At 71.1% G+C, this 19077-nt stretch carries 19 protein-coding genes; 17 read left to right on the top strand and 2 right to left on the bottom strand.

The genetic code is table 11. From position 1 onward, the window contains the following. Positions 1 to 12: 12 nt before the first annotated feature. Positions 13 to 1563: a GGDEF domain-containing protein gene (locus V5O40_RS15255; protein WP_332906040.1), complete on the bottom strand. Its 1551-nt coding sequence runs from the start codon at positions 1561 to 1563 to the stop codon at positions 13 to 15. 70 nt (positions 1564 to 1633) lie between these two features. Here V5O40_RS15255 and prmC point away from each other — a divergent pair, with 70 nt between their 5' ends. The 4 genes from prmC (at position 1634) to V5O40_RS15235 (ending at position 6081) form a co-directional block, all read left to right on the top strand. Then, positions 1634 to 2614 carry a peptide chain release factor N(5)-glutamine methyltransferase gene (prmC, locus tag V5O40_RS15250; protein ID WP_332906039.1) on the top strand — a complete coding sequence of 327 codons (981 nt, stop codon included), beginning with the start codon at positions 1634 to 1636 and terminating at the stop codon, positions 2612 to 2614. After that, complete coding sequence (locus V5O40_RS15245) at positions 2614 to 3258, top strand: L-threonylcarbamoyladenylate synthase (protein ID WP_332906080.1); 645 nt, start codon at positions 2614 to 2616, stop codon at positions 3256 to 3258. The genes prmC and V5O40_RS15245 overlap by 1 nt, the downstream gene beginning before the upstream one ends. After that, positions 3259 to 3870, top strand: a complete 612-nt coding sequence (locus tag V5O40_RS15240; RefSeq protein WP_332906038.1) for an arsenate reductase/protein-tyrosine-phosphatase family protein — start codon at positions 3259 to 3261, stop codon at positions 3868 to 3870. Between the two features lie 96 nt (positions 3871 to 3966). After that, positions 3967 to 6081 carry a transglycosylase domain-containing protein gene (locus tag V5O40_RS15235; protein WP_332906037.1) on the top strand — a complete coding sequence of 705 codons (2115 nt, stop codon included), beginning with the start codon at positions 3967 to 3969 and terminating at the stop codon, positions 6079 to 6081. Between the two features lie 5 nt (positions 6082 to 6086). Here the strand turns inward: V5O40_RS15235 and V5O40_RS15230 are convergent, their stop codons facing one another. Beyond that, positions 6087 to 7580: an SDR family oxidoreductase gene (locus V5O40_RS15230; protein ID WP_332906036.1), complete on the bottom strand. Its 1494-nt coding sequence runs from the start codon at positions 7578 to 7580 to the stop codon at positions 6087 to 6089. 34 nt (positions 7581 to 7614) lie between these two features. Between V5O40_RS15230 and V5O40_RS15225 the strand changes: the two genes are divergently transcribed. The 13 genes from V5O40_RS15225 to V5O40_RS15165 all read left to right on the top strand — a co-directional run bounded on the left by V5O40_RS15225 (position 7615) and on the right by V5O40_RS15165 (position 18677). Next, entirely contained in the window at positions 7615 to 8901 is a 1287-nt protein-coding gene (locus V5O40_RS15225) for a serine hydroxymethyltransferase (protein ID WP_332906035.1), read from the top strand. Further along, entirely contained in the window at positions 8898 to 9368 is a 471-nt protein-coding gene (locus V5O40_RS15220) for a hypothetical protein (protein WP_332906034.1), read from the top strand. Before V5O40_RS15225 ends, V5O40_RS15220 begins: the two co-directional genes overlap by 4 nt. 165 nt (positions 9369 to 9533) lie before the next feature. After that, positions 9534 to 9755, top strand: coding sequence for a hypothetical protein (locus tag V5O40_RS15215; protein WP_093405421.1), 222 nt, complete (start codon positions 9534 to 9536; stop codon positions 9753 to 9755). Then, on the top strand, positions 9756 to 10577 hold the full coding sequence (atpB, locus tag V5O40_RS15210) for a F0F1 ATP synthase subunit A (RefSeq protein WP_332906033.1): 822 nt from the start codon (positions 9756 to 9758) through the stop codon (positions 10575 to 10577). Between the two features lie 95 nt (positions 10578 to 10672). Further along, positions 10673 to 10894, top strand: coding sequence for an ATP synthase F0 subunit C (gene atpE, locus V5O40_RS15205; protein WP_013735640.1), 222 nt, complete (start codon positions 10673 to 10675; stop codon positions 10892 to 10894). 29 nt (positions 10895 to 10923) lie between these two features. After that, complete coding sequence (locus V5O40_RS15200; protein WP_332906032.1) at positions 10924 to 11454, top strand: F0F1 ATP synthase subunit B; 531 nt, start codon at positions 10924 to 10926, stop codon at positions 11452 to 11454. After that, a complete protein-coding gene (locus V5O40_RS15195; protein WP_269738057.1) occupies positions 11454 to 12275 on the top strand; it encodes a F0F1 ATP synthase subunit delta in 822 nt (273 codons plus the stop codon). Before V5O40_RS15200 ends, V5O40_RS15195 begins: the two co-directional genes overlap by 1 nt. A 91-nt stretch (positions 12276 to 12366) precedes the next feature. Next, positions 12367 to 14013: a F0F1 ATP synthase subunit alpha gene (gene atpA, locus V5O40_RS15190; protein WP_093405432.1), complete on the top strand. Its 1647-nt coding sequence runs from the start codon at positions 12367 to 12369 to the stop codon at positions 14011 to 14013. A 9-nt stretch (positions 14014 to 14022) separates the two neighbouring features. Further along, entirely contained in the window at positions 14023 to 14952 is a 930-nt protein-coding gene (locus V5O40_RS15185) for a F0F1 ATP synthase subunit gamma (protein WP_332906031.1), read from the top strand. Then, positions 14952 to 16388 (top strand): F0F1 ATP synthase subunit beta, encoded by a 1437-nt coding sequence (atpD, locus tag V5O40_RS15180; protein ID WP_332906030.1) that lies wholly within the window; start codon positions 14952 to 14954, stop codon positions 16386 to 16388. The genes V5O40_RS15185 and atpD overlap by 1 nt, the downstream gene beginning before the upstream one ends. A gap of 301 nt (positions 16389 to 16689) precedes the next feature. Then, entirely contained in the window at positions 16690 to 17835 is a 1146-nt protein-coding gene (locus tag V5O40_RS15175) for an LCP family protein (RefSeq protein WP_332906029.1), read from the top strand. 89 nt (positions 17836 to 17924) lie between these two features. After that, complete coding sequence (locus tag V5O40_RS15170; protein ID WP_269738053.1) at positions 17925 to 18209, top strand: F0F1 ATP synthase subunit epsilon; 285 nt, start codon at positions 17925 to 17927, stop codon at positions 18207 to 18209. 12 nt (positions 18210 to 18221) lie between these two features. Continuing rightward, a complete protein-coding gene (locus tag V5O40_RS15165) occupies positions 18222 to 18677 on the top strand; it encodes a DUF2550 domain-containing protein (RefSeq protein WP_093405446.1) in 456 nt (151 codons plus the stop codon). Positions 18678 to 19077: the final 400 nt, after the last annotated feature.

Here is a 19077-nt window from a genome sequence, read left to right as displayed (position 1 = left end):
GGCTGCCGTCGGTCAGGCGGTACGCGGCCGGGCCTTGGCCCGCAGCATCTCCCGGTCGGCGGCCTCGAAGGCGGCGCCGAGCGCGTCCCGCTGGCCGGGGCCGCCGGCTCCCACCTCGGCGAAGCCGATGCTGACCCCGACCGGAGTGCCCGGTACCAACGACTCCCAGTCCTCGGTGCGGACGGCGGCGTCGATCCGCCGCGCCACCTCGGCCGCCTCGGTCATCCCCGCTTCCGGCAGCACCACCACGAACTCGTCGCCGCCGTAGCGGGCGACGAAGTCGCCGCGGCGCATCACCCGGTTGATGACTCCGGCGACACGTTGCAGGACCAGGTCTCCCGAGTGGTGCCCGTGCCGCGTGTTCACCGCCTTGAAGCCGTCCAGGTCGCAGACGCCGATCACCACCCGCTCACCCCGGGCGACCACGGCCGCGATGTAGCGCTCCAACCGGCGCCGGTTGGGCAGCCCGGTCAGCGGGTCGGTCAACGCCTCTCCCTCGAACCGGGCCGCCTCGCGACGCATCTCCTCGTGGTCGATCCGGGCGGCGATGCCGTCGATGTAGACGTCACGGAGCCGGTCGTGGCGTTGCGCGGCGAGCCGGAAGGCCAGCCGGTCGGCCCGGTGCGCGGCGGCGTGGTCACCGGCTCGTCCGAGCGCCATGCTGCGCAGCCGGGCCGGCTCGGCCGCGCCGAGCGTCTCCGCGGACACCTGGATGGTGTCCAGCCGGGTGACCGCCTCGATGGGGCGTCCGCTGGCGATGGCGAGACACACCTGGCCGAGCTGGCGCATGTCGCGGGCCCGGGCACTGTCCGCGCCGTAACCGAGCAGTCGGGCCGGGTCCAGGCCCGGGACGGGGTCGATGTCGTCGCCGAGGGCGCACCGGCGGGCGGCGGCGTAGCCGTAGGCGGCCAGGCTGCTGGGGCGCAGCCGGTCGGCCCGTCCGGCGGTGACGAACCGGCCCAGGTCGCCGCCGACATCCCGCAGTACCCGCAGACAGCCGTCGCTGTCACCGGTGTGGTCCAGGGCGACCGCGTTGCGCAGTCGGATGCCCGGTGCGGCGAACGTCTCCTCCGGGATGCCGGCGGCGGTGCCCAGTTGCCGGGCGCGTTCGATCGCGCCCAACGCGTAGCCGTGGAAGCTGAGGTACGAGTAGGCCATCGCCAGGTCGTGCCAGCCCCAGGCGGTGTCCCGGTCCGCCTCCTCGACCGCGCCGAGCGCCCGGGCGGCCTTGACCAGGTGCGTCACGCAGCGGTCCAGCGCGCCCTGGTGATGGGCGGCCAGCGCGGCCAGGGCGTTGAGGTGCCCGTGCAGATAGGGCTCGGCGAGGTCGCGTACCGCCGCGGACGCCTCCTCGATGGCGCGGGTGTACTCGGCGGTCCGCCCGAGGTTGATCAGGGCCGAGAGCCGCTGCACGAGCGCGTCGGCGCGGGCGTGCGGGTCGCGGGTGGCACGCAGCACCTGCTCCAGGAGCCCGTACGCCTCGGTGGAGCGGCTCACCTCCTGCAACGCCCGCGCCTTCGTCAGGGCGTCAACCTGGTCCTCGACCCGGTCGAGCCAGCCCACCCGTGACCTCCTGTCGGTGTGCCGCTGCACCCGCTTATGCACGTGCACGGCGACGCTTCATGATTATTGCGTGACCACCGCGCCGCAACACCCGTCCGAAGGGACGAGACGTCACCGTCCGACGCCCGTGATCGCCGACGCGGCCCGTACTCTCGCCACTGCCGGCGTGACCTCGGCCCGCACGGAGGCCGAGCTGCTGGCCGGGTACGTGCTCGGGATCCCTCGCGGGCGGTTGGCGCTGGCGGACGGCTTCACCGACGAGCAACTCGACGGTTACCGAGCGCTGGTGACCCGCCGGTCCCGACGGGAACCGTTGCAGTATCTCACCGGCACCGCCGGCTTCCGGCACCTGGAGCTGGCCGTCGGGCCGGGTGTCTTCGTACCGCGCCCGGAGACCGAGCTGCTCGCCGGGTGGGGCGTCGACCAGGCCCGGCGAATCGCGGGCGACGACGGCGGGCAGGCTGACGGACGGTCGGAGCCGCTGGTGGTGGACCTGTGCAGTGGGTCCGGGGCGATCGCCCTGTCGGTGGCCTCCGAGGTGCCGCAGGCCCGGGTGGTGGCGGTGGAACGCTCGCCGCGGGCGCTGTCCTGGCTGCGACGCAACGCGGCGGATCGGGTCGCCGCCGGTGACCGGCCGATCGAGGTGGTGGCGGCGGACGCCACCGATCCGGCGCTGCTGGCCGAGCTGGCGGGTCGGGTGGACGTGCTGCTGTGCAACCCGCCGTACGTCCCGCTCGCGGTGGCCGTACCTCCGGAGGTGGCCGACCACGACCCGGCGGAGGCCGTGTTCGGTGGGACGGACGGGCTGGACGTCATCCGTCGGGTGATCGACCGGGCGGGTTTCCTGCTGCGTCCCGGCGGTGTCCTCGGCATCGAACACGACGACAGCCACGGCGCGGTGGTGCCGGGCCTGCTCGCCGCCGACGGCCGGTACGCCGCGATCGTCGACCGTCGCGACCTCGCCGACCGGCCGCGTTTCGTCACCGCGTCCCGCCTCGCGGACCGCCCGCCACCCGGTGCCACCGCGACGTGGCAGACTGGCTCCTCGTGATGCTCTACGACTGCCGGTCGCTCGCCGACCGGGACCGCGGCATCGCTGCGGCCATCGAGGCGGTCCGCAACGGCGAGCTGGTCGTCCTGCCGACCGACACGGTCTACGGGATCGGCGCCGACGCGTTCACCCCGTACGCGGTCAAGGCGCTGCTGGACGCCAAGGGTGTCCCGCACGCCTCGCCGCCGGTGCTGATCGGTTCCCGGCACACCCTCGACGGCCTGGCCTACACCCTGCCCGCCGCGGCGCGTGATCTGGTCGAGGCGTTCTGGCCGGGCGCGCTGACCATCGTGGTGAAGCACTCGGCGAGCCTGCGGTGGGATCTCGGCGACGACAGCGGCACGGTGGCGGTGCGGATGCCGCTGCACCCGGTGGCGCTGGAGGTGCTCCGCGAGACCGGGCCGATGGCGGTCGCGTCGGCCAACAAGCTCGGTCAGCCGGCCGCGCTCACCGCCGACCAGGCACGCGACCAACTCGCCTACTCCGTGCGGGCCTACCTGGAGGCGGGGCCGGCGGTGGATCCGGTGCCCAGCACGATCGTGGACCTGACCGGCGACGAGCCGGTGCTGGTCCGGGAGGGCGCGATCGACCTGGCCCGGCTCCGTGAGGTGGTACCGGAGCTGCGTGAGAGTCAGGTGGTGTAGGTGCCTCCCTTCACCGTCCTGCACGTCTGTATGGGCAACATCTGCCGTTCTCCGATGGCCGAGCGGCTGCTCACCCTCGCCGTGGCCGATCGGCTGGCCCGGCGCGAGGTCGACCCGGCCCGGGCCGAGGAGCTGCTGCACAGCCACAGCGCGGGCACCGGCGGTTGGCATGCCGGTGAGGAGATGAACCCGCCGGCCGCCCGTCAGGTCACCACCCGGGGCGGCGACACCGCCGGGTTCGCCGCCCGCAAACTGCGCTCCGATCACATCGACGCCGCCGACCTGGTGCTGACCGCCACCGCGGATCAGCAGGAGTACGTGACCGCGTTGCGGCCCGACGCGGCCGCCCGCACGTTCGTCCTCGGCGAGTTCGGCCGGTTGCTGGCCGCGCTCGACCCGGCCGGGTTGCCGGCGGCCGAGGCCACCGCCGACGCGGTCCACGCCCGTGGCGTGGCGTTGGTCGAGGCGGCGCACGAGGCCCGTCAGGGCGCCACCGCGCTGCCCACCGACGACCTCGACGACCCGTGGGGGCGCGGTGACCAGTGCTTCAGCCGGGTCGCCGACGAGATCGAGGAGACGGTGCAGCCGCTCGCCGCGCTGTTGCTCCCCTGATCGGCGAATTTCATCCGGGTTTGGGGGAAAGGTGCGGCAGAAGGGGTGATTAGCGCCATCCTGGGGGAGTCCTGACGGCTCCTGCGGGGAGAGCTGATGACCCGGGCGTTCCTGCCGAAGATGTTCACCGTCCTGCTGGCCGGCACGCTCGCCGGCCTGGTCCTGGCGGTGGCGGCGCTGCCGGCCGCGCTGGTGTTCGGCATCGGATTCTCGGCGCTCTCCGCGCCGTACGCGGAGCTGCCCAACACGCTGCGGACACCGCCGACGGCCCAACGATCGAACCTGTACGCCAGCGACGGCACCACCCTGATCACCTCCTTCTACCAGGAGGACCGGGTGGACGTGCCGCTGGACGAGGTGGCGCCGGTGATGCGGCAGGCCATCATCGCCGCCGAGGACGCCCGCTTCCACGAGCACAGCGGGGTGGACCTGCGGGGCATCGTGCGGGCCTTCACCGCCAACCGGCGCGACGGCGCCACCCGGCAGGGCGCCTCCACGCTGACCATGCAGTACGTCCGCAACGTGTTGAGCACCGACCCCCGGCTCAGCGAGGCGCAGCGGGCCGCGGCCACCGAGGTGAGCACCGCCCGCAAGATCCAGGAGATCCGGTACGCGCTGGCGCTGGAGCGGGAGCTGACCAAGGAGCAGATCCTCGCCCGTTACCTGAACATCGCGTACTTCGGTGCCGGCGCGTACGGCATCGCCGCCGCCAGCAAGCGGTACTTCTCCACCTCGCCGGCGAAGCTCACGCTGGCCCAGGCGGCGCTGCTGGCCGGGCTGGTCCGCTCGCCGGACAGCGACGACCCGATAAACGGCGACGCCGACAGCGCGACCGCCCGGCGCGGCTACGTGCTGGACCGGATGGTCGAATCGGGCGTGGCCGCGCCCCAGGAGGCGGCCCGGATCGCGGCCCAGCCGTTGAACCTGCGGCCCAGCGAGACACCGAACGACTGCACCGCGGTGCCCGAGGGGCACAACGACTGGGGCTTCTTCTGCGACTGGTTCACCCGGTGGTGGAACAGCCAGAAGGCGTTCGGCGGCAGCGTCGACGAGCGGCAACGCACCCTGCGCCGGGGCGGCTTCAGCATCGTCTCCTCACTCGACCCCGGTGTGCAGCGGGCCACCACCGAACAGGTGCGGCGGATCTACCCGGCCGAGCACCCGCACGCCATGCCGACCGCGGTGGTCCAGCCCGGCACCGGGCGGGTGCTCGCCATGTCGGTGAACCGCACCTACAGCGTGGCCGCGAACCCCGGCGGGCAGCAGAACCACCCCAACACCGTCAACCAACTGGTCGCCGGCGGCGGCACCATCGTCGGCTACCAGGGCGGTTCCACGTTCAAGCTGTTCACCATGCTGGCCGCGCTGGAGGCCGGGCTGCCGCTGAACACGGTCTTCGACGCGCCTCGACGGATCGTGACCGACTTCCGGGTCAGCGGCACCGAGGCGAGCTGCGGAGGGTACTGGTGTCCGCAGAACGCCAGCGCCTCGGTGAGCGGCCGGCACGACATGTGGACCGCCTTCGGTGAGTCGGTCAACACGTACTTCGCCTGGCTCACCGAGCGGGTCGGGGCGGACCGGGTGGTGGAGATGGCCGAACGGCTCGGCATCGTGTTCCGGGCCGACGACGACGCCCAACTGGCCCGGCACGGTGCCCGGGAGTGGGGTCCGTTCACCCTGGGGGTCTCCGCGACCACCCCGCTCGACCTGGCCGGTGCGTACGCGACGTTGGGCGCGGAGGGCACCTGGTGCGCGCCCACGCCGGTCACCTCGATCACCGACGCGGACGGTCGCCGGGTGGCCGCCGGGCAGCCGGACTGCCGGCAGGTGCTCGACGTCGACGTGGCCCGGGCGGCGGCGGACGCCGCCCGCTGCCCGGTCGGCGACCAGTCCATGTACCAGGGCTGCGACGGCGGTACGGCGACCGGGCTGCGCGGTCAGCTCGGCCGGCCGGTGGTGGGCAAGACGGGCAGCTCCGAGCGGTACGCCACGGAGACGGTCGTGGCCCTCACCCCGCAAGTGGCGGTGGCGGCGATGGCGGCCAACCCCGACGAGCCGCGCGACGCCGTCGGCCGGGCGGTGCAGACCGCCATGGTGGAGGCGGTCGGGGAGATCCTCTCCTTCGCCCTGCGCGACGAGCCGGCCCGCGACTTCGTGCCGCCGAGCGAGACGACCGCCTGGCGGGTCACCGGGCAGCGCTCCGGCAACTGACCGGCTCAGCCGGCGGCCGGTCCGTGGGCCGGGGCGTCCGCCGCCAACCGTTCGGCACCCTCGGCGATGTTGCGGGCCATCCCGCCGAAGACCACCGCGTGGAACGGTGTCACCGCGGCCCAGTACGCGTGCCCGGCCAGACCCCGGGGCAGGAAGACCGCCCGCTGCCGGTAGCTGACCTGTCCCGCGTCGTCGGTCTGTACCCGCATCTCCAGCCAGGCCCGGCCGGGCAGCCGCATCTCGGCGCGCAGCAGCAGCAGTTCGCCGGGGACGATCTCCTCCACCCGCCAGAAGTCGAGTGCCTCGCCGATCTGCAGCCGGTGCGGGTTACGCCGGCCGCGCCGCAGCCCCACCCCGCCGACCAGCCGGTCTAACCAGCCGCGCACCGACCAGGCGAGCGGGAACGAGTACCAGCCGTTCTCACCGCCGACCCCCTCGATCACCTGCCACAACGCCTCCGGCGGGGCCGCCACCGTCTGCTCCCGCAGGTCGGTGTAGGCGGTGCCGCCGCTCCAGTGCGGGTCGCTCGGCAGCGGCTCGGCGGGGGCGTCCGCACCGGCCGCGTTCGACCACCGGGTCTCCACCTCCGCGTCGCGTACCTTGGCCAGCGCCAGCTCGACCGCCCGGTCGAAACCGGTCAGCCCGCCCGGTGGGTCCGGCAGGTACCGCGCGATGTCGTGCTCGTGCGCCACCGCCTCGTGCACCAGGCTCTCCACCAGCGGCCGCGCGAGCGCGTTCGGCACCGGGGTGACCAGTCCCACCCAGTACGACGACAGCGTGGGCGTCAGCGGCCGTACCGGCAGCAGGAGACGGCGGGAGAGCCCGGCGACCCGGGCGTAGCGCTGCATCATGTCGCCGAAGGTCAGTACGTCCGGACCGGCGATGTCGAAGGCCCGGTTGAGCTCCGGCGGCAGCGCCGCGCAGCCGACCAGGTAGCGCAGCACGTCGCGGACCGCGATCGGCTGGATCCGGTTGGCGACCCAGCGGGGGGTGACCATCACCGGCAGCCGCTCGGTCAGGTAACGCAACATCTCGAACGACGCCGAGCCGGAACCGATGATCACCGCTGCCCGCAGCACCACCGTCGGCACCCCGCTGTCCAGCAGGATCCGCGCCACCTCCGCCCGGGAGCGCAGGTGCGCCGAGGCGACGTCGTCGGGCGCCGGCTCCGGCCCACCCAGGTAGACGATCCGGCGTACGCCCGCGGCGCGGGCCGCCTCGGCGAAGGCCGTCGCGGCCTGCCGGTCGGCGGCCTCGAAGCCGGCCTGGCCGAGCGAGTGCACCAGGTAGTACGCCACGTCGACGCCGTCGAAGACCCCGGCCAGGCTCTCCGGCCGGCTCAGGTCGCCCTCGACCACCTCGACCTGCGCGGCCCACGGCACGTCGCGCAGCCGATTGGCCCGCCGCGCCAGGCAGCGCACCGCGTATCCCTCGGCCAGCAGGCGCGGCGCCAGGCGCCCGCCGATGTATCCGGTCGCTCCGGTCACCAGGCATCTCACGCCTCCAGTCTGCGGTCTCCTAGACTCTGGCGCTGTGGAGACCGCCGAGGGCACCTTCTGGGGGCCGGACTTCGAGCAGCTCAGCACGGCCGACCCGGAGATCGCGGAGGTGGTGCTGGGCGAGCTGGACCGGCTGCGCGGCGGGCTGCAACTGATCGCCAGCGAGAACCTCACCTCGCCGGCCGTGCTGGCGGCGCTGGGCTCGACGCTCACCAACAAGTACGCCGAGGGCTATCCGGGCCGGCGCTACTACGGCGGCTGCGCGCAGGTGGACCGGGCCGAGGAACTCGGCATCGCCCGGGCGAAGGACCTCTTCGGCGCCGAGCACGCCAACCTCCAGCCGCACTCCGGCGCGAGCGCCAACCTGGCCGCGTACGCCGCGCTGGTCCAGCCGGGCGACACGGTGCTGGCGATGGAGCTGCCGCACGGCGGGCACCTCACCCACGGCAGCCGGGTGAACTTCTCCGGCCGGTGGTTCAAACCCGTCGGCTACACCGTCCGGCGGGACACCGAGCTGATCGACTACGACGAGGTACGGGATCTCGCCCGCACCCACCAGCCGAAGATGATCATCTGTGGGGCGACCGCGTACCCACGGCTGATCGACTTCGCCCGGTTCCGGGAGATCGCCGACGAGGTGGGCGCGTACCTGATGGTGGATGCCGCGCACTTCATCGGGCTGGTCGCCGGGCAGGCGATCCCGTCGCCGGTGCCGTACGCCGACGTGGTCTGCGCGACCACCCACAAGGTGCTGCGCGGCCCGCGCGGCGGCATGATCCTCTGCCGGGAGGCGGTGGCCGAGCGGATCGACAAGGCGGTCTTCCCGTTCACCCAGGGCGGCCCGCTGATGCACGCCGTGGCGGCCAAGGCGGTCGCGCTGCACGAGGCGGCGCAACCGGCGTACCGCGGTTACGCCGCGCAGGTGGTGGCGAACGCCCGGGCGCTCGCCGCCGGGCTGGCCGCCGAGGGGATGCGGCCGGTCTCCGGCGGCACCGACACCCACCTGGCCCTGATCGACCTGCGGGAGACCGGGGTCACCGGCGCAGAGGCGGAGGCGCGCTGCGACGCGGCGACCATCACGTTGAACAAGAACGCGATCCCGTACGACCCGCAGAAGCCGTTTGTCGCCTCCGGGATCCGGGTGGGCACGCCCAGCGTCACCACCCAGGGCATGGGGGAGGCGCAGATGCGTCAGGTCGCCGGGCTGATCGCCCGGGCGGTGCGGACAAACCCGTCCGCCCCGGGTGGCGCCGACGAGTTGGCCCGGATCGCCGCCGACGTGGCCGAACTGGCGGCCGAGTTCCCGGCGTACCCCCGATGAGCGCGCCTGCGGGCGGACCCGGCGTACCCCGGGCGACCGCGCCCCGGGCCGGGGAACCCGGCGCGATCCGGGCCCGGCTGCCGTACCTGCGCCTGCCGCTGCTGGCCTGTGCCGTGCTGGCGGTGGTGGCGGTGCCGGCTGCCGCCGTGCTGCGCGGCCCGACCGGTGCGGCCGGGGTGGCCGCCGGCATCGCCCTGGTGGTCGTCAGCTACCTGATCTCGGGTTTCTCGGTGGCCTGGGCGGACGCGGTCCACCCGCGACTGATCATGTCGGTGGGGTTGGTCACCTACGCCACGAAGATCGTCATCCTGGGGGTGGCGATGGCGGCCGTGGCGGCCACCGGCTGGCCGGGGCTGCCGGACATGGGCGCGGCAATCATCGCGGCCGTGCTGGTGTGGACCGGTGCCCACCTGACCTGGGCGTTGCGCTCCCCGCTGCCCAGCGTGGACCGTCCGTCGGATCACTGACCGTACGGCTGGCGTTTCCCCGGCGTTTCGTCGGCCTGTCCGGCCGGCCGGACAGGAGTAGGCTAACCCCGGCTTGACGCGCCGCACCCGCCGCCCGCACGCTGCTCGCAGTGTGGGGGGTGCCGCACACTCGCGAAACACCCGGCTGATAGTGTTCGCCTCGTCATGGCCGACAACCCACACCGCAGAAGCCCCGACGAACACTCGTCGGAAGGTGTCGCCGGAGCCGTCCTCGGCTACCTGCTCGCCGGCATCGTGGTGTGGGGATTCCTCGGCTGGTTGGCGGGGGAGTTCCTGGGCCTGCCGACCGGCGTCGGAATCGCCGTGGGCATGATGCTCGGCGCAGCCGGAGCGATCTACCTGATCATGAAGAGGCTCAGTGCCTGAGTGCCGGCACGCGCGGGTCTGTCGAGTGCGGAGGATGACACGGTGAGCGGACAGCTTGTCGCCGCAGAGGGCCTTCCCTGGCCCCCCAGCGTCGGAGACTTCTACCCGCCGGATCTCGCCGGCCCGTGGGTCACGAAGTTCACGCTGATGGTCTGGCTGGCCGTCGGGCTTCTGATCATCTTCTTCATGGCCACCTACCGGAACCCGAAGCTGGTGCCGAGCAAGGGTCAGTGGATGGCCGAGTCGATCTACGGCCTGGTCCGGGACAACATCGCCCGGGAGCAGATGGGCAAGGACGGCATCCGGTTCGCGCCCTACTTCACCGTGCTGTTCTGCTTCATCGCGGTGACCAACCTCTTCGGCGTCACCCCCGGGTTGCAGATCTCCCCGAACTCGCACATCGCCTTCCCGATCGTGCTGGCCGCGATCACCTACGTGATGTACCTCTACATCGGCGTCCGCAAGCAGGGTCTGGGCCGCTACCTCAAGCAGAGCCTGATCATCCCGGGCGTGCCGTGGCCGATGCACGTCCTGCTGATCCCGATCGAGTTCCTGCAGAACTTCATCAACCGACCCGTCACGCTGGCGGTACGACTCTTCGCCAACATGTTCGCCGGGCACCTGATCCTGCTGGTGTTCACCGTCGGCGGCTTCGTGATGCTCGCCTCGGACAACGTCTTCGTCCAGGTGACGTCGGTCTTCTCGTTCCTGATGGCGATCCTGATGGCCTTCTTCGAGGTGCTCGTCGCGCTGTTGCAGGCCTACGTCTTCGTCACCCTGACCGCCAACTACATCGGCACGTCGCTCGCCGACGGGCACTGATCCACAGACCTCGGCGGGCCGCCCGGCCCGACCAAGCTTCCGGTACGACCGCGTACGCGTGAGGACTCACGCGTCTACTAGGAGGAATACCCGCAATGGACGTTATTGCCGCCATCGAGGGCAGCGTCAACACCATCGGTTACGGTCTCGCCGCCATCGGCCCCGGCATCGGTGTCGCCCTGGTCTTCGCGGCCTACATCCAGGCCAGCGCCCGCCAGCCGGAGTCCGCCGGCTACAACCGCACCTGGCTGGTCCTGGGCTTCGCGCTGGTCGAGGCGCTCGCCCTGTTCGGCCTGGTGCTCGCGTTCGCAGTCTGACGTAGCCCGACGCGACCCGGAGGTCTGACATGTATCTCGCCGCTGAAGGTGTGGAGCACCACCCGCTCGTGCCGATCTGGCAGGAGCTCGTTATCGGGTCGATCGCCTTCGCCCTGCTCTGCTTCGTGCTGCTGAAGTTCGTGATGCCGCGCATGGAGGCGATGTACCAGGCGCGGGTCGACGCGATCGAGGGCGGCCTCAAGCGTGCCGAGGCTGCTCAGGCCGAGGCCAACCAACTGCTGGAGCAGTACCGGGCCCAGCTCGCCGAGGTGCGTACCGAGGCGGCCCGGATCCGGGACGACGCCCGCGCCGACGCCGAGTCGATCCGGACGGAGATCCTGGCCAAGGCCCGGGAGGAATCCGACCGGATCATCGCCGCCGGCCGGGAGTCGCTGGCCGTGGAGCGCCAGACCATCGTGCGCGAGCTGCGCGCGGAGGTCGGCGGCCTCGCGGTCGACCTGGCCAGCCGGATCGTGGGCGAGTCGCTCGCCGACGAGGCCCGCCGCAAGGGCACCGTCGAGCGGTTCCTCACCGACCTCGAGAGCGCGGGGGCCCGCTGATGCAGGCCGCCAGCCGGGAGTCCTACGCCGCCGCGCTCGCGCGGCTGGAGGCGTACGTCGCCGGTGCCGAGCCGTCGACCGTGGCCGGCACCGGTGCGGAACTGCTCGCCGTCGCGGACCTGCTGCGGCGGGAGGTCCGGCTGCGCCGGGCGCTCTCCGACCCGGCCCGTGAGGGTGCGGACCGCACCGGCCTGCTGAACTCGGTGCTCTCCGGCAAGGTCGGTGCGGACACGCTCGACCTGCTCGGGACGCTTGTCGCCGGCCGCTGGTCGGTGCCGTCGGAGCTGCTCGACGGCGCGGAAGGTCTCGGCGTGCAGGCCCTGCTCGCCAGTGCCGACCGCGCCGACGAGCTGGGCGAGGTGGAGGACGAGCTGTTCCGTTTCGGCCAGGTGGTCGCGGCGGACCCGCAGCTGTCCAACGCCCTGTCCGACCCGATGGCGCCGGTGGCCCAGCGGGCCGAGCTGGTCGGGATGCTCCTGACGGGCAAGGCCCGGCCGGTGACGGTGCGGCTGGCGGAGGCGGCCCTGGCCGGCTTCGGTGGCCGGTCGTTCACCGCCGCGTTGTCCCGGCTGGTGGAGCTGGCGGCGGAGCGGCGGGACCGGCAGGTCGCGTACGTCACGGTCGCCGCCCCGCTCACCGAGGAGGAGGAGCGGCGACTGGGCGATCGGCTATCCGCCATATACGATCGACAGGTTGCTGTCAAGCTTACGGTTGACCCGACGATCCTCGGTGGAGTGAGCGTACGGGTGGGATCGGACCTCTACGACGGGACGATCCTGCGCCGCCTCAACGAGACCCGCAACGCGCTCGCGAAGCGCTGACCAGCACCCGCGAAGCGCCCGGAAAGACAGTCGACCCGAGGACCGGTCGGTACTAGGTATCCCGGGCCCCTGATACTTAAGGAAGCAGAGGATGGCCGAGCTGACCATCTCGACGGAGGAGATCCGCGGCGCCCTTGAGCGTTACGTCTCCTCCTACTCGCCCGACGTCTCCCGTGAGGAGGTCGGCACCGTCGCCGACACCGGCGACGGCATCGCCCACGTCGAGGGCCTGCCCTCGACCATGACCAACGAGCTGCTGGAGTTCGAGGACGGCACGCTCGGCGTGGCGCTGAACCTCGACGTCCGGGAGATCGGTGTCGTCGTCCTCGGCGACTACTCCGGGCTGGAGGAGGGGCAGCGCGTCAAGCGCACCGGCCGGGTGCTCTCGGTGCCGGTCGGCGACGCCTTCCTGGGCCGCGTGGTCAACGCGCTTGGCCAGCCGATCGACGGCCTCGGCGAGATCGCCGACGAGGGCTACCGCGAGCTGGAGCTGCAGGCCCCCAACGTGATGGCCCGGCAGTCCGTCTTCGAGCCGATGCAGACCGGCATCAAGGCCATCGACGCGATGACCCCGATCGGTCGGGGCCAGCGGCAGCTGATCATCGGTGACCGGAAGACCGGCAAGACCACCGTCGCCCTGGACACCATCCTCAACCAGCGGGAGAACTGGGCCTCCGGCGACCCGAAGAAGCAGGTCCGCTGCATCTACGTCGCCATCGGCCAGAAGGCCTCCACCATCGCCGGCATCAAGGGCATCCTTGAGGAGGCGGGCGCGATGGAGTACACCACCATCGTCGCCTCCCCGGCGTCGGACCCGGCCGGCTTCAAGTACCTCGCCCCGTACACCGGCTCGTCGATCGGCCAGCACTGGATGTACGGCGGCAAGCACGTGCTCGTGGTATTCGACGACCTGAGCAAGCAGGCCGAGGCGTACCGGGCCGTGTCGCTGCTGCTGCGTCGCCCGCCGGGCCGTGAGGCGTACCCGGGTGACGTCTTCTACCTGCACTCCCGGCTGCTGGAGCGCTGCGCGAAGCTCTCCGACGAGATGGGTGGCGGCTCGATGACCGGCCTGCCGATCATCGAGACGAAGGCCAACGACATCTCGGCCTTCATTCCGACAAACGTCATCTCGATCACCGACGGTCAGATCTTCCTGGAGACCGACCTGTTCAACCAGGGCGTCCGGCCGGCGATCAACGTCGGCACCTCGGTCTCCCGGGTCGGCGGCGCCGCTCAGGTGAAGCCGATGAAGAAGGTCTCCGGTTCGCTGCGGCTGAACCTGGCCCAGTTCCGTGAGCTGGAGGCGTTCGCCGCCTTCGCCTCCGACCTGGACAAGGCCTCCCGCGCCCAGCTGGACCGCGGTGCCCGCCTGGTGGAGCTGCTCAAGCAGCCGAACTACTCCCCGTACCCGGTGCAGGAGCAGGTGGTGGCCGTCTGGGCCGGCACCGAGGGCAAGCTGGACGACGTCCCGGTCGGCGACGTGCGGCGCTTCGAGACCCAGTTCCTGGAGCACCTGCGGCGCAAGCACAACGCCACGCTCCAGGCGATCGCCGACAACAAGTGGGACGACGACATCATCGCCACCCTCGACTCGGCCGTCGCGGAGTTCAAGCAGGGCTTCCTCGGCCGTGAGGACGAGCGCACGATCAACGAGGCGCCGGCGGCGCCGCTGGAGGGCGAGGCCGAGCACGAGACGGTCACCCGGTACAGCGGCGAGGCTCCGGCCGAGAAGCAGTAGGGCCGGGCCATGGCGGCGCAGGTACGTGTTCTTCGTCAACGGATCCGCTCGGCGAAGGGGATGAAGAAGATCACCAAGGCGATGGAGCTCGTGGCGACGAGCCGGATCGCCAAGGCCCAGGCCCGGGTGGAGGCGTCCCTGCCGTACGCCCAGGCCGTCACCGGTGTGCTCACCGCGCTGGCGTCCAACGCCTCGGTCGACCACCCGCTGCTCACCCCGCGCGAGCGGGTGCGGCGGGCGGGCGTGCTGCTGGTGACCTCCGACCGCGGCCTGGCCGGTGGCTACAGCTCCAACGCCATCCGGACGGCGGAGTCGTTGATCGCCCGGCTCAAGGCCGACGGCAAGGAGCCGGTGCTCTACGTCATCGGGCGCAAGGGCGTGTCGTTCTACCGGTTCCGCAACCGGCCGATCGAGGCCAGTTGGACGGGCTTCTCGGAGCAGCCGTCCTTCGCCGACGCCCGCGAGGTCGGTGAGACGCTGATCAAGGCGTTCACCGCCGGTGCGGACGACGGCGACGGCGATGCGGGCCCGGACGGGGTACGCGGGGTGGACGAGTTGCACATCGTCTACACCGAGTTCAAGTCCCTGATGACCCAGAACCCGATCACCCGGATCATCGGGCCGTTGCAGATCGAGGAGCGTCCCCGGTCGGAGGGTGCGCTGCCGGCGTACGAGTTCGAGCCGGACGCGGAGGCGCTGCTCGACGCGCTGCTGCCGAAGTACATCAACACGCGGATCTACGCGGCGTTGCTGGAGTCGGCGGCCAGCGAGTCGGCGGCCCGGCGGCGGGCGATGAAGAGCGCCACCGACAACGCCGAAGAGATGATCGACAAGTACACGCGTGAGATGAACTCGGCCCGCCAGGCCGGGATCACCCAGGAGATCAGTGAGATCGTCGGCGGCGCGAACGCGCTGGCCGCGTCGGGAAGTGAAGTGTGATGACTGCCCCAGTAGAGACCAAGACGGCCACGGGTCGCGTGGTCCGGGTCATCGGCCCGGTCGTCGACGCCGAGTTCCCGCGCGACGCCATGCCGGACCTGTTCAACGCGCTGCACGTGGACGTGACCCTGTCCGGCGGCGAGAAGACGCTGACCCTGGAGGTCGCCCAGCACCTGGGTGACAACCTGGTCCGCGCCATCTCGATGCAGCCGACCGACGGCCTGGTGCGCGGTGCCGACGTCCGGGACACCGGCGGCCCGATCAAGGTGCCGGTCGGCGACGCGGTCAAGGGCCACGTGTTCAACGCGATCGGCGAGTGCCTCAACCTGACCGAGGGCGAGACCATCCAGGCCGACGACCACTGGGGCATCCACCGCAAGGCCCCGGCCTTCGCGGACCTGGAGCCGAAGACCGAGATGCTGGAGACCGGCATCAAGGTCATCGACCTGCTCGCCCCGTACGTCAAGGGCGGCAAGATCGGCCTGTTCGGCGGCGCCGGGGTGGGCAAGACGGTGCTCATCCAGGAGATGATCACCCGGGTCGCCCGTAACTTCGGTGGTACCTCGGTCTTCGCCGGCGTGGGTGAGCGCACCCGTGAGGGCAACGACCTCATCCACGAGATGACCGACTCCGGCGTCATCGACAAGACCGCCCTGGTCTACGGCCAGATGGACGAGCCGCCGGGCACCCGACTGCGGGTCGCGCTCTCCGCGCTGACCATGGCGGAGTACTTCCGGGACGTGAAGAAGCAGGAGGTGCTGCTCTTCATCGACAACATCTTCCGCTTCACCCAGGCCGGTTCCGAGGTCTCCACCCTGCTGGGCCGGATGCCCAGCGCGGTGGGTTACCAGCCGACCCTGGCCGACGAGATGGGTGAGCTGCAGGAGCGGATCACCTCCGTCCGGGGCCAGGCCATCACCTCGATGCAGGCGATCTACGTGCCGGCGGACGACTACACCGACCCGGCGCCGGCCACCACGTTCGCCCACCTGGACGCGACCACCAACCTGGAGCGGTCCATCTCCGACAAGGGCATCTACCCGGCGGTGGACCCGCTGGCCTCCTCCTCGCGGATCCTGGCCCCCGAGTTCGTCGGCCAGGAGCACTTCCAGGTGGCCAGCGAGGTGAAGCGGATCCTCCAGCGCTACAAGGACCTGCAGGACATCATCGCCATCCTCGGTATCGAGGAACTCTCCGAGGAAGACAAGATCACGGTCCAGCGGGCCCGGCGGATCGAGCGCTTCCTGTCGCAGAACACCTACGCGGCGGAGCAGTTCACCGGCGTGCCGGGCTCGACGGTCCCGATCAAGGAGACCATCGAGGCGTTCCGCAAGATCAGCGAGGGGGAGTACGACCACTTCCCCGAGCAGGCGTTCTTCATGTGCGGTGGGCTCGACGACCTGGAGAAGAAGGCCGCCGAGCTGATGAAGGGCTGACCCTTCGTCCTCCTCCGTGAGACACGAAAAAAGAAGGCCGTCCCGGTAACCCCGGGGCGGCCTTCTGTTCATCTTCGCGACGTACCATCGCCGCTGCCGGTTTCCCGTGCTCGGCGATCACGCCGACTGCGAGCTACCGTCGGTGCGATGTCCAGGAAGGCAGCCCGCGCCGTACCGAGGCACGGCCCGGCGCATGTCGTCGGACACCGCACAGCCACGCTCATGCGCCGATGAGCGTTGATTGGTTAAACCATTCGGCCCCGCGCGCCCGTACTTTCCCCCGGGGGCGTGACGAACGGAGATGCTTGTGGGTAAGGCCGGCAGACGCGGCAAGCGTGGTGGGCGCTCGTCGGTGTGGCGGGGCGTGCCCCGCTGGGCGCAGCTCTGCACCATCTTCGGCGTTGTCCTGATGGTGCTCAGCGGGACCAGTCTGGTGGGCGCGGAGGCGCTGATCGCCCGCTACGAGGGTGCGGTCGGCAAAGCGGACCTCTTCGGCGACCAGGCGGCCGGCGCCACTCCCAAGAGCGACATCAAGGGACCGCTCAACATCCTGCTGGTCGGCATCGACCCGCGCGACAAGGACACTCCGCCGCTGTCCGACGCGATCATGGTGCTGCACGTGCCGAAGGAGATGGACCGCGCGTACCTCTTCTCCCTGCCGCGCGACCTCTACGTGGAGATCCCGCCGTTCGAGAAGGCGAACTTCCCCGGCGACACCACCAAGCTGAACGCGGCGATGTCGTACGGCAGCCGGGTGCCCGGCGGAAAGCCGGACGCGGCGAAGGGCTTCGAACTGCTCGCCATCACCGTGCAGCGGGTCACCGGCATCAAGCGGTTCGACGCCGGCGCGATCATCAACTTCTCCGGTTTCCAGAAGATCGTCGACGCCATGGGCGGCGTCACGATGAAGATCGAGCGGGAGGTCCGCTCGGAGCACCGGGAGCCGAACGGCAAGCACCGCCAGGGCAACCCCAACGGCGAGGGCTACATCGGGCCGCAGGCGGTCTACCCGAAGGGCAAGCAGCACCTGAGCGGTTGGCAGGCGCTGGACTACGTCCGCCAGCGGTACCCGGAGAACGGTGTCCCCGACGGCGACTACGGCCGGCAGCGGCACCAGCAGCAGTTCGTCAAGGCGATGGCCGGTCAGGCCCTCAGCGCCGACGTGGTGACCAACCCGGTCAAGCTGGACAAGGTGCTCCGCGCGGCCGGCGAGTCGCTGATCTTCAGCGGCCGGGGGCACAGCGTGGTCGACTTCGCCGTCGCGCTCAAGGACATCCGTCCCGGCAACATCCAGATGATCAAGTTGCCGGGTGGCGGAATCAAGGAGAACGGCAAGTACCTCGGTGAACAGTTCGCGCCCGAGGTGGACGACTTCTTCGTCGCGCTGGAGCGGGAACTGTTGGACCCGTTCCTGCTCGAACATCCGAAGCTGGTGAACAGGAGCTGATCGTGGCGCGGGTCTTGGCACCCGCCTGAAGAACAGGTCCCGGGCGCGACTAGAATTTCCCCAATCCGCCGCCTCAGCAAGGAGACAGCGTGGCAGAGCAGCTTAACGTCCAGCTCGTGGCCGTCGAGGAGAAGGTCTGGTCCGGCACGGCCGAGATGGTCATGGCCCGGACGACCGAGGGTGAGCTGGGTGTGCTGCCGGGGCACGCGCCCCTGCTCGGCCAGCTCGCCGAGCCCGGCCAGGTACGCATCAAGCTCTCCGGGGGTGAGCAGCTCAGCTACGACGTGGCAGGCGGCTTCATCTCGGTCAGCGAGCAGGGCGTGACCGTACTGGCCGAGACCGCCACTCCGGCCGCCGCGGCTTCCGGCAACTGAGCCGACCCGCCGATGGAGATCGTCGAAGGGGTCGGAATCGGCGTCGCCGTGCTCCTCGGCGCGTTCCTGTTTCTCTTCATCCGGCGGGCTCTGGTCACCCGTAGCGGAGGCATCATCCGGCTCAGTGTCCGGACCTCCACCATGCTCGACGGTCGCGGCTGGTCACCCGGTTTCGGCCGCTTCGTCGGCGACGAACTCCGTTGGTACCGGATGTTCAGTTTCGCCGTACGCCCCAAGCGGGTGCTGTCCCGCGAAGGGCTGGCGGTCGAACGACGGCGACTGCCCGAGGGGCAGGAACGAATGTCCATGCCGGCCGACTGGATCATCCTCCGCTGTACCAGTCGACACGCCCCGGTCGAGATCGCCATGGCACGATCCACCGTCACCGGCTTCCTCTCCTGGCTCGAGGCCGCCCCTCCGGGGGCGGTCTCGCCACGTATGGCCTCCCAAGACTGGCCCGCCGCCTAACCCCACCCCACCCACCCCACCCTCGGCCCCCGGCTGATCCTCGTTGATCATGAGGTTGGCGGCGTTTTTGATCTCGAAAACTGCCGCTAACCTCATGGTCAACACTGTGGGTGCTGTGGGTGCTGTGGGTGCTGTGGGGTGTGGGGCGGTGGCGGGGGTTTGGGCGTGGTGCCCGGCTCCGGGGGTGATCGGGGTTGGCCGCTGCGCCGGGCGGTCAGCTTTGGTCCGTGCGGCGGGCGCGGCGGGCCGCACCCTTCCTTGTCGCCCCGGAGGGGTCAGCGTTTGGTGTGAATCTTGGTGCGGTTGTGCCCTCTGGTGGGCGTTGTCGGACCAAGATTGCGGGAGTTGTGGGGGGTGGTTGTCGGGGGTGGGGGTGGGTGTCGGGTTCCGGGGGTGGCTC

It is taken from the genome of Micromonospora palythoicola (assembly GCF_036689795.1).
Lineage (GTDB): Bacteria > Actinomycetota > Actinomycetes > Mycobacteriales > Micromonosporaceae > Micromonospora > Micromonospora palythoicola.
This window is presented reverse-complemented; position numbering and strand designations above follow the sequence as displayed.

Bases quoted from the DNA above. Each gene is read 5' to 3' on its own strand.
- V5O40_RS15245 (WP_332906080.1), top strand. From the start codon at position 2,614: ATGCTCTACGACTGCCGGTCGCTCGCCGACCGGGACCGCGGCATCGCT.
- atpD (WP_332906030.1), top strand. From the start codon at position 14,952: ATGACTGCCCCAGTAGAGACCAAGACGGCCACGGGTCGCGTGGTCCGG.
- V5O40_RS15175 (WP_332906029.1), top strand. From the start codon at position 16,690: ATGCTTGTGGGTAAGGCCGGCAGACGCGGCAAGCGTGGTGGGCGCTCG.
- V5O40_RS15185 (WP_332906031.1), top strand. From the start codon at position 14,023: ATGGCGGCGCAGGTACGTGTTCTTCGTCAACGGATCCGCTCGGCGAAG.
- V5O40_RS15200 (WP_332906032.1), top strand. From the start codon at position 10,924: ATGTATCTCGCCGCTGAAGGTGTGGAGCACCACCCGCTCGTGCCGATC.
- atpE (WP_013735640.1), top strand. From the start codon at position 10,673: ATGGACGTTATTGCCGCCATCGAGGGCAGCGTCAACACCATCGGTTAC.
- atpA (WP_093405432.1), top strand. From the start codon at position 12,367: ATGGCCGAGCTGACCATCTCGACGGAGGAGATCCGCGGCGCCCTTGAG.
- V5O40_RS15215 (WP_093405421.1), top strand. From the start codon at position 9,534: ATGGCCGACAACCCACACCGCAGAAGCCCCGACGAACACTCGTCGGAA.
- V5O40_RS15235 (WP_332906037.1), top strand. From the start codon at position 3,967: ATGACCCGGGCGTTCCTGCCGAAGATGTTCACCGTCCTGCTGGCCGGC.
- V5O40_RS15195 (WP_269738057.1), top strand. From the start codon at position 11,454: ATGCAGGCCGCCAGCCGGGAGTCCTACGCCGCCGCGCTCGCGCGGCTG.
- V5O40_RS15220 (WP_332906034.1), top strand. From the start codon at position 8,898: ATGAGCGCGCCTGCGGGCGGACCCGGCGTACCCCGGGCGACCGCGCCC.
- V5O40_RS15165 (WP_093405446.1), top strand. From the start codon at position 18,222: ATGGAGATCGTCGAAGGGGTCGGAATCGGCGTCGCCGTGCTCCTCGGC.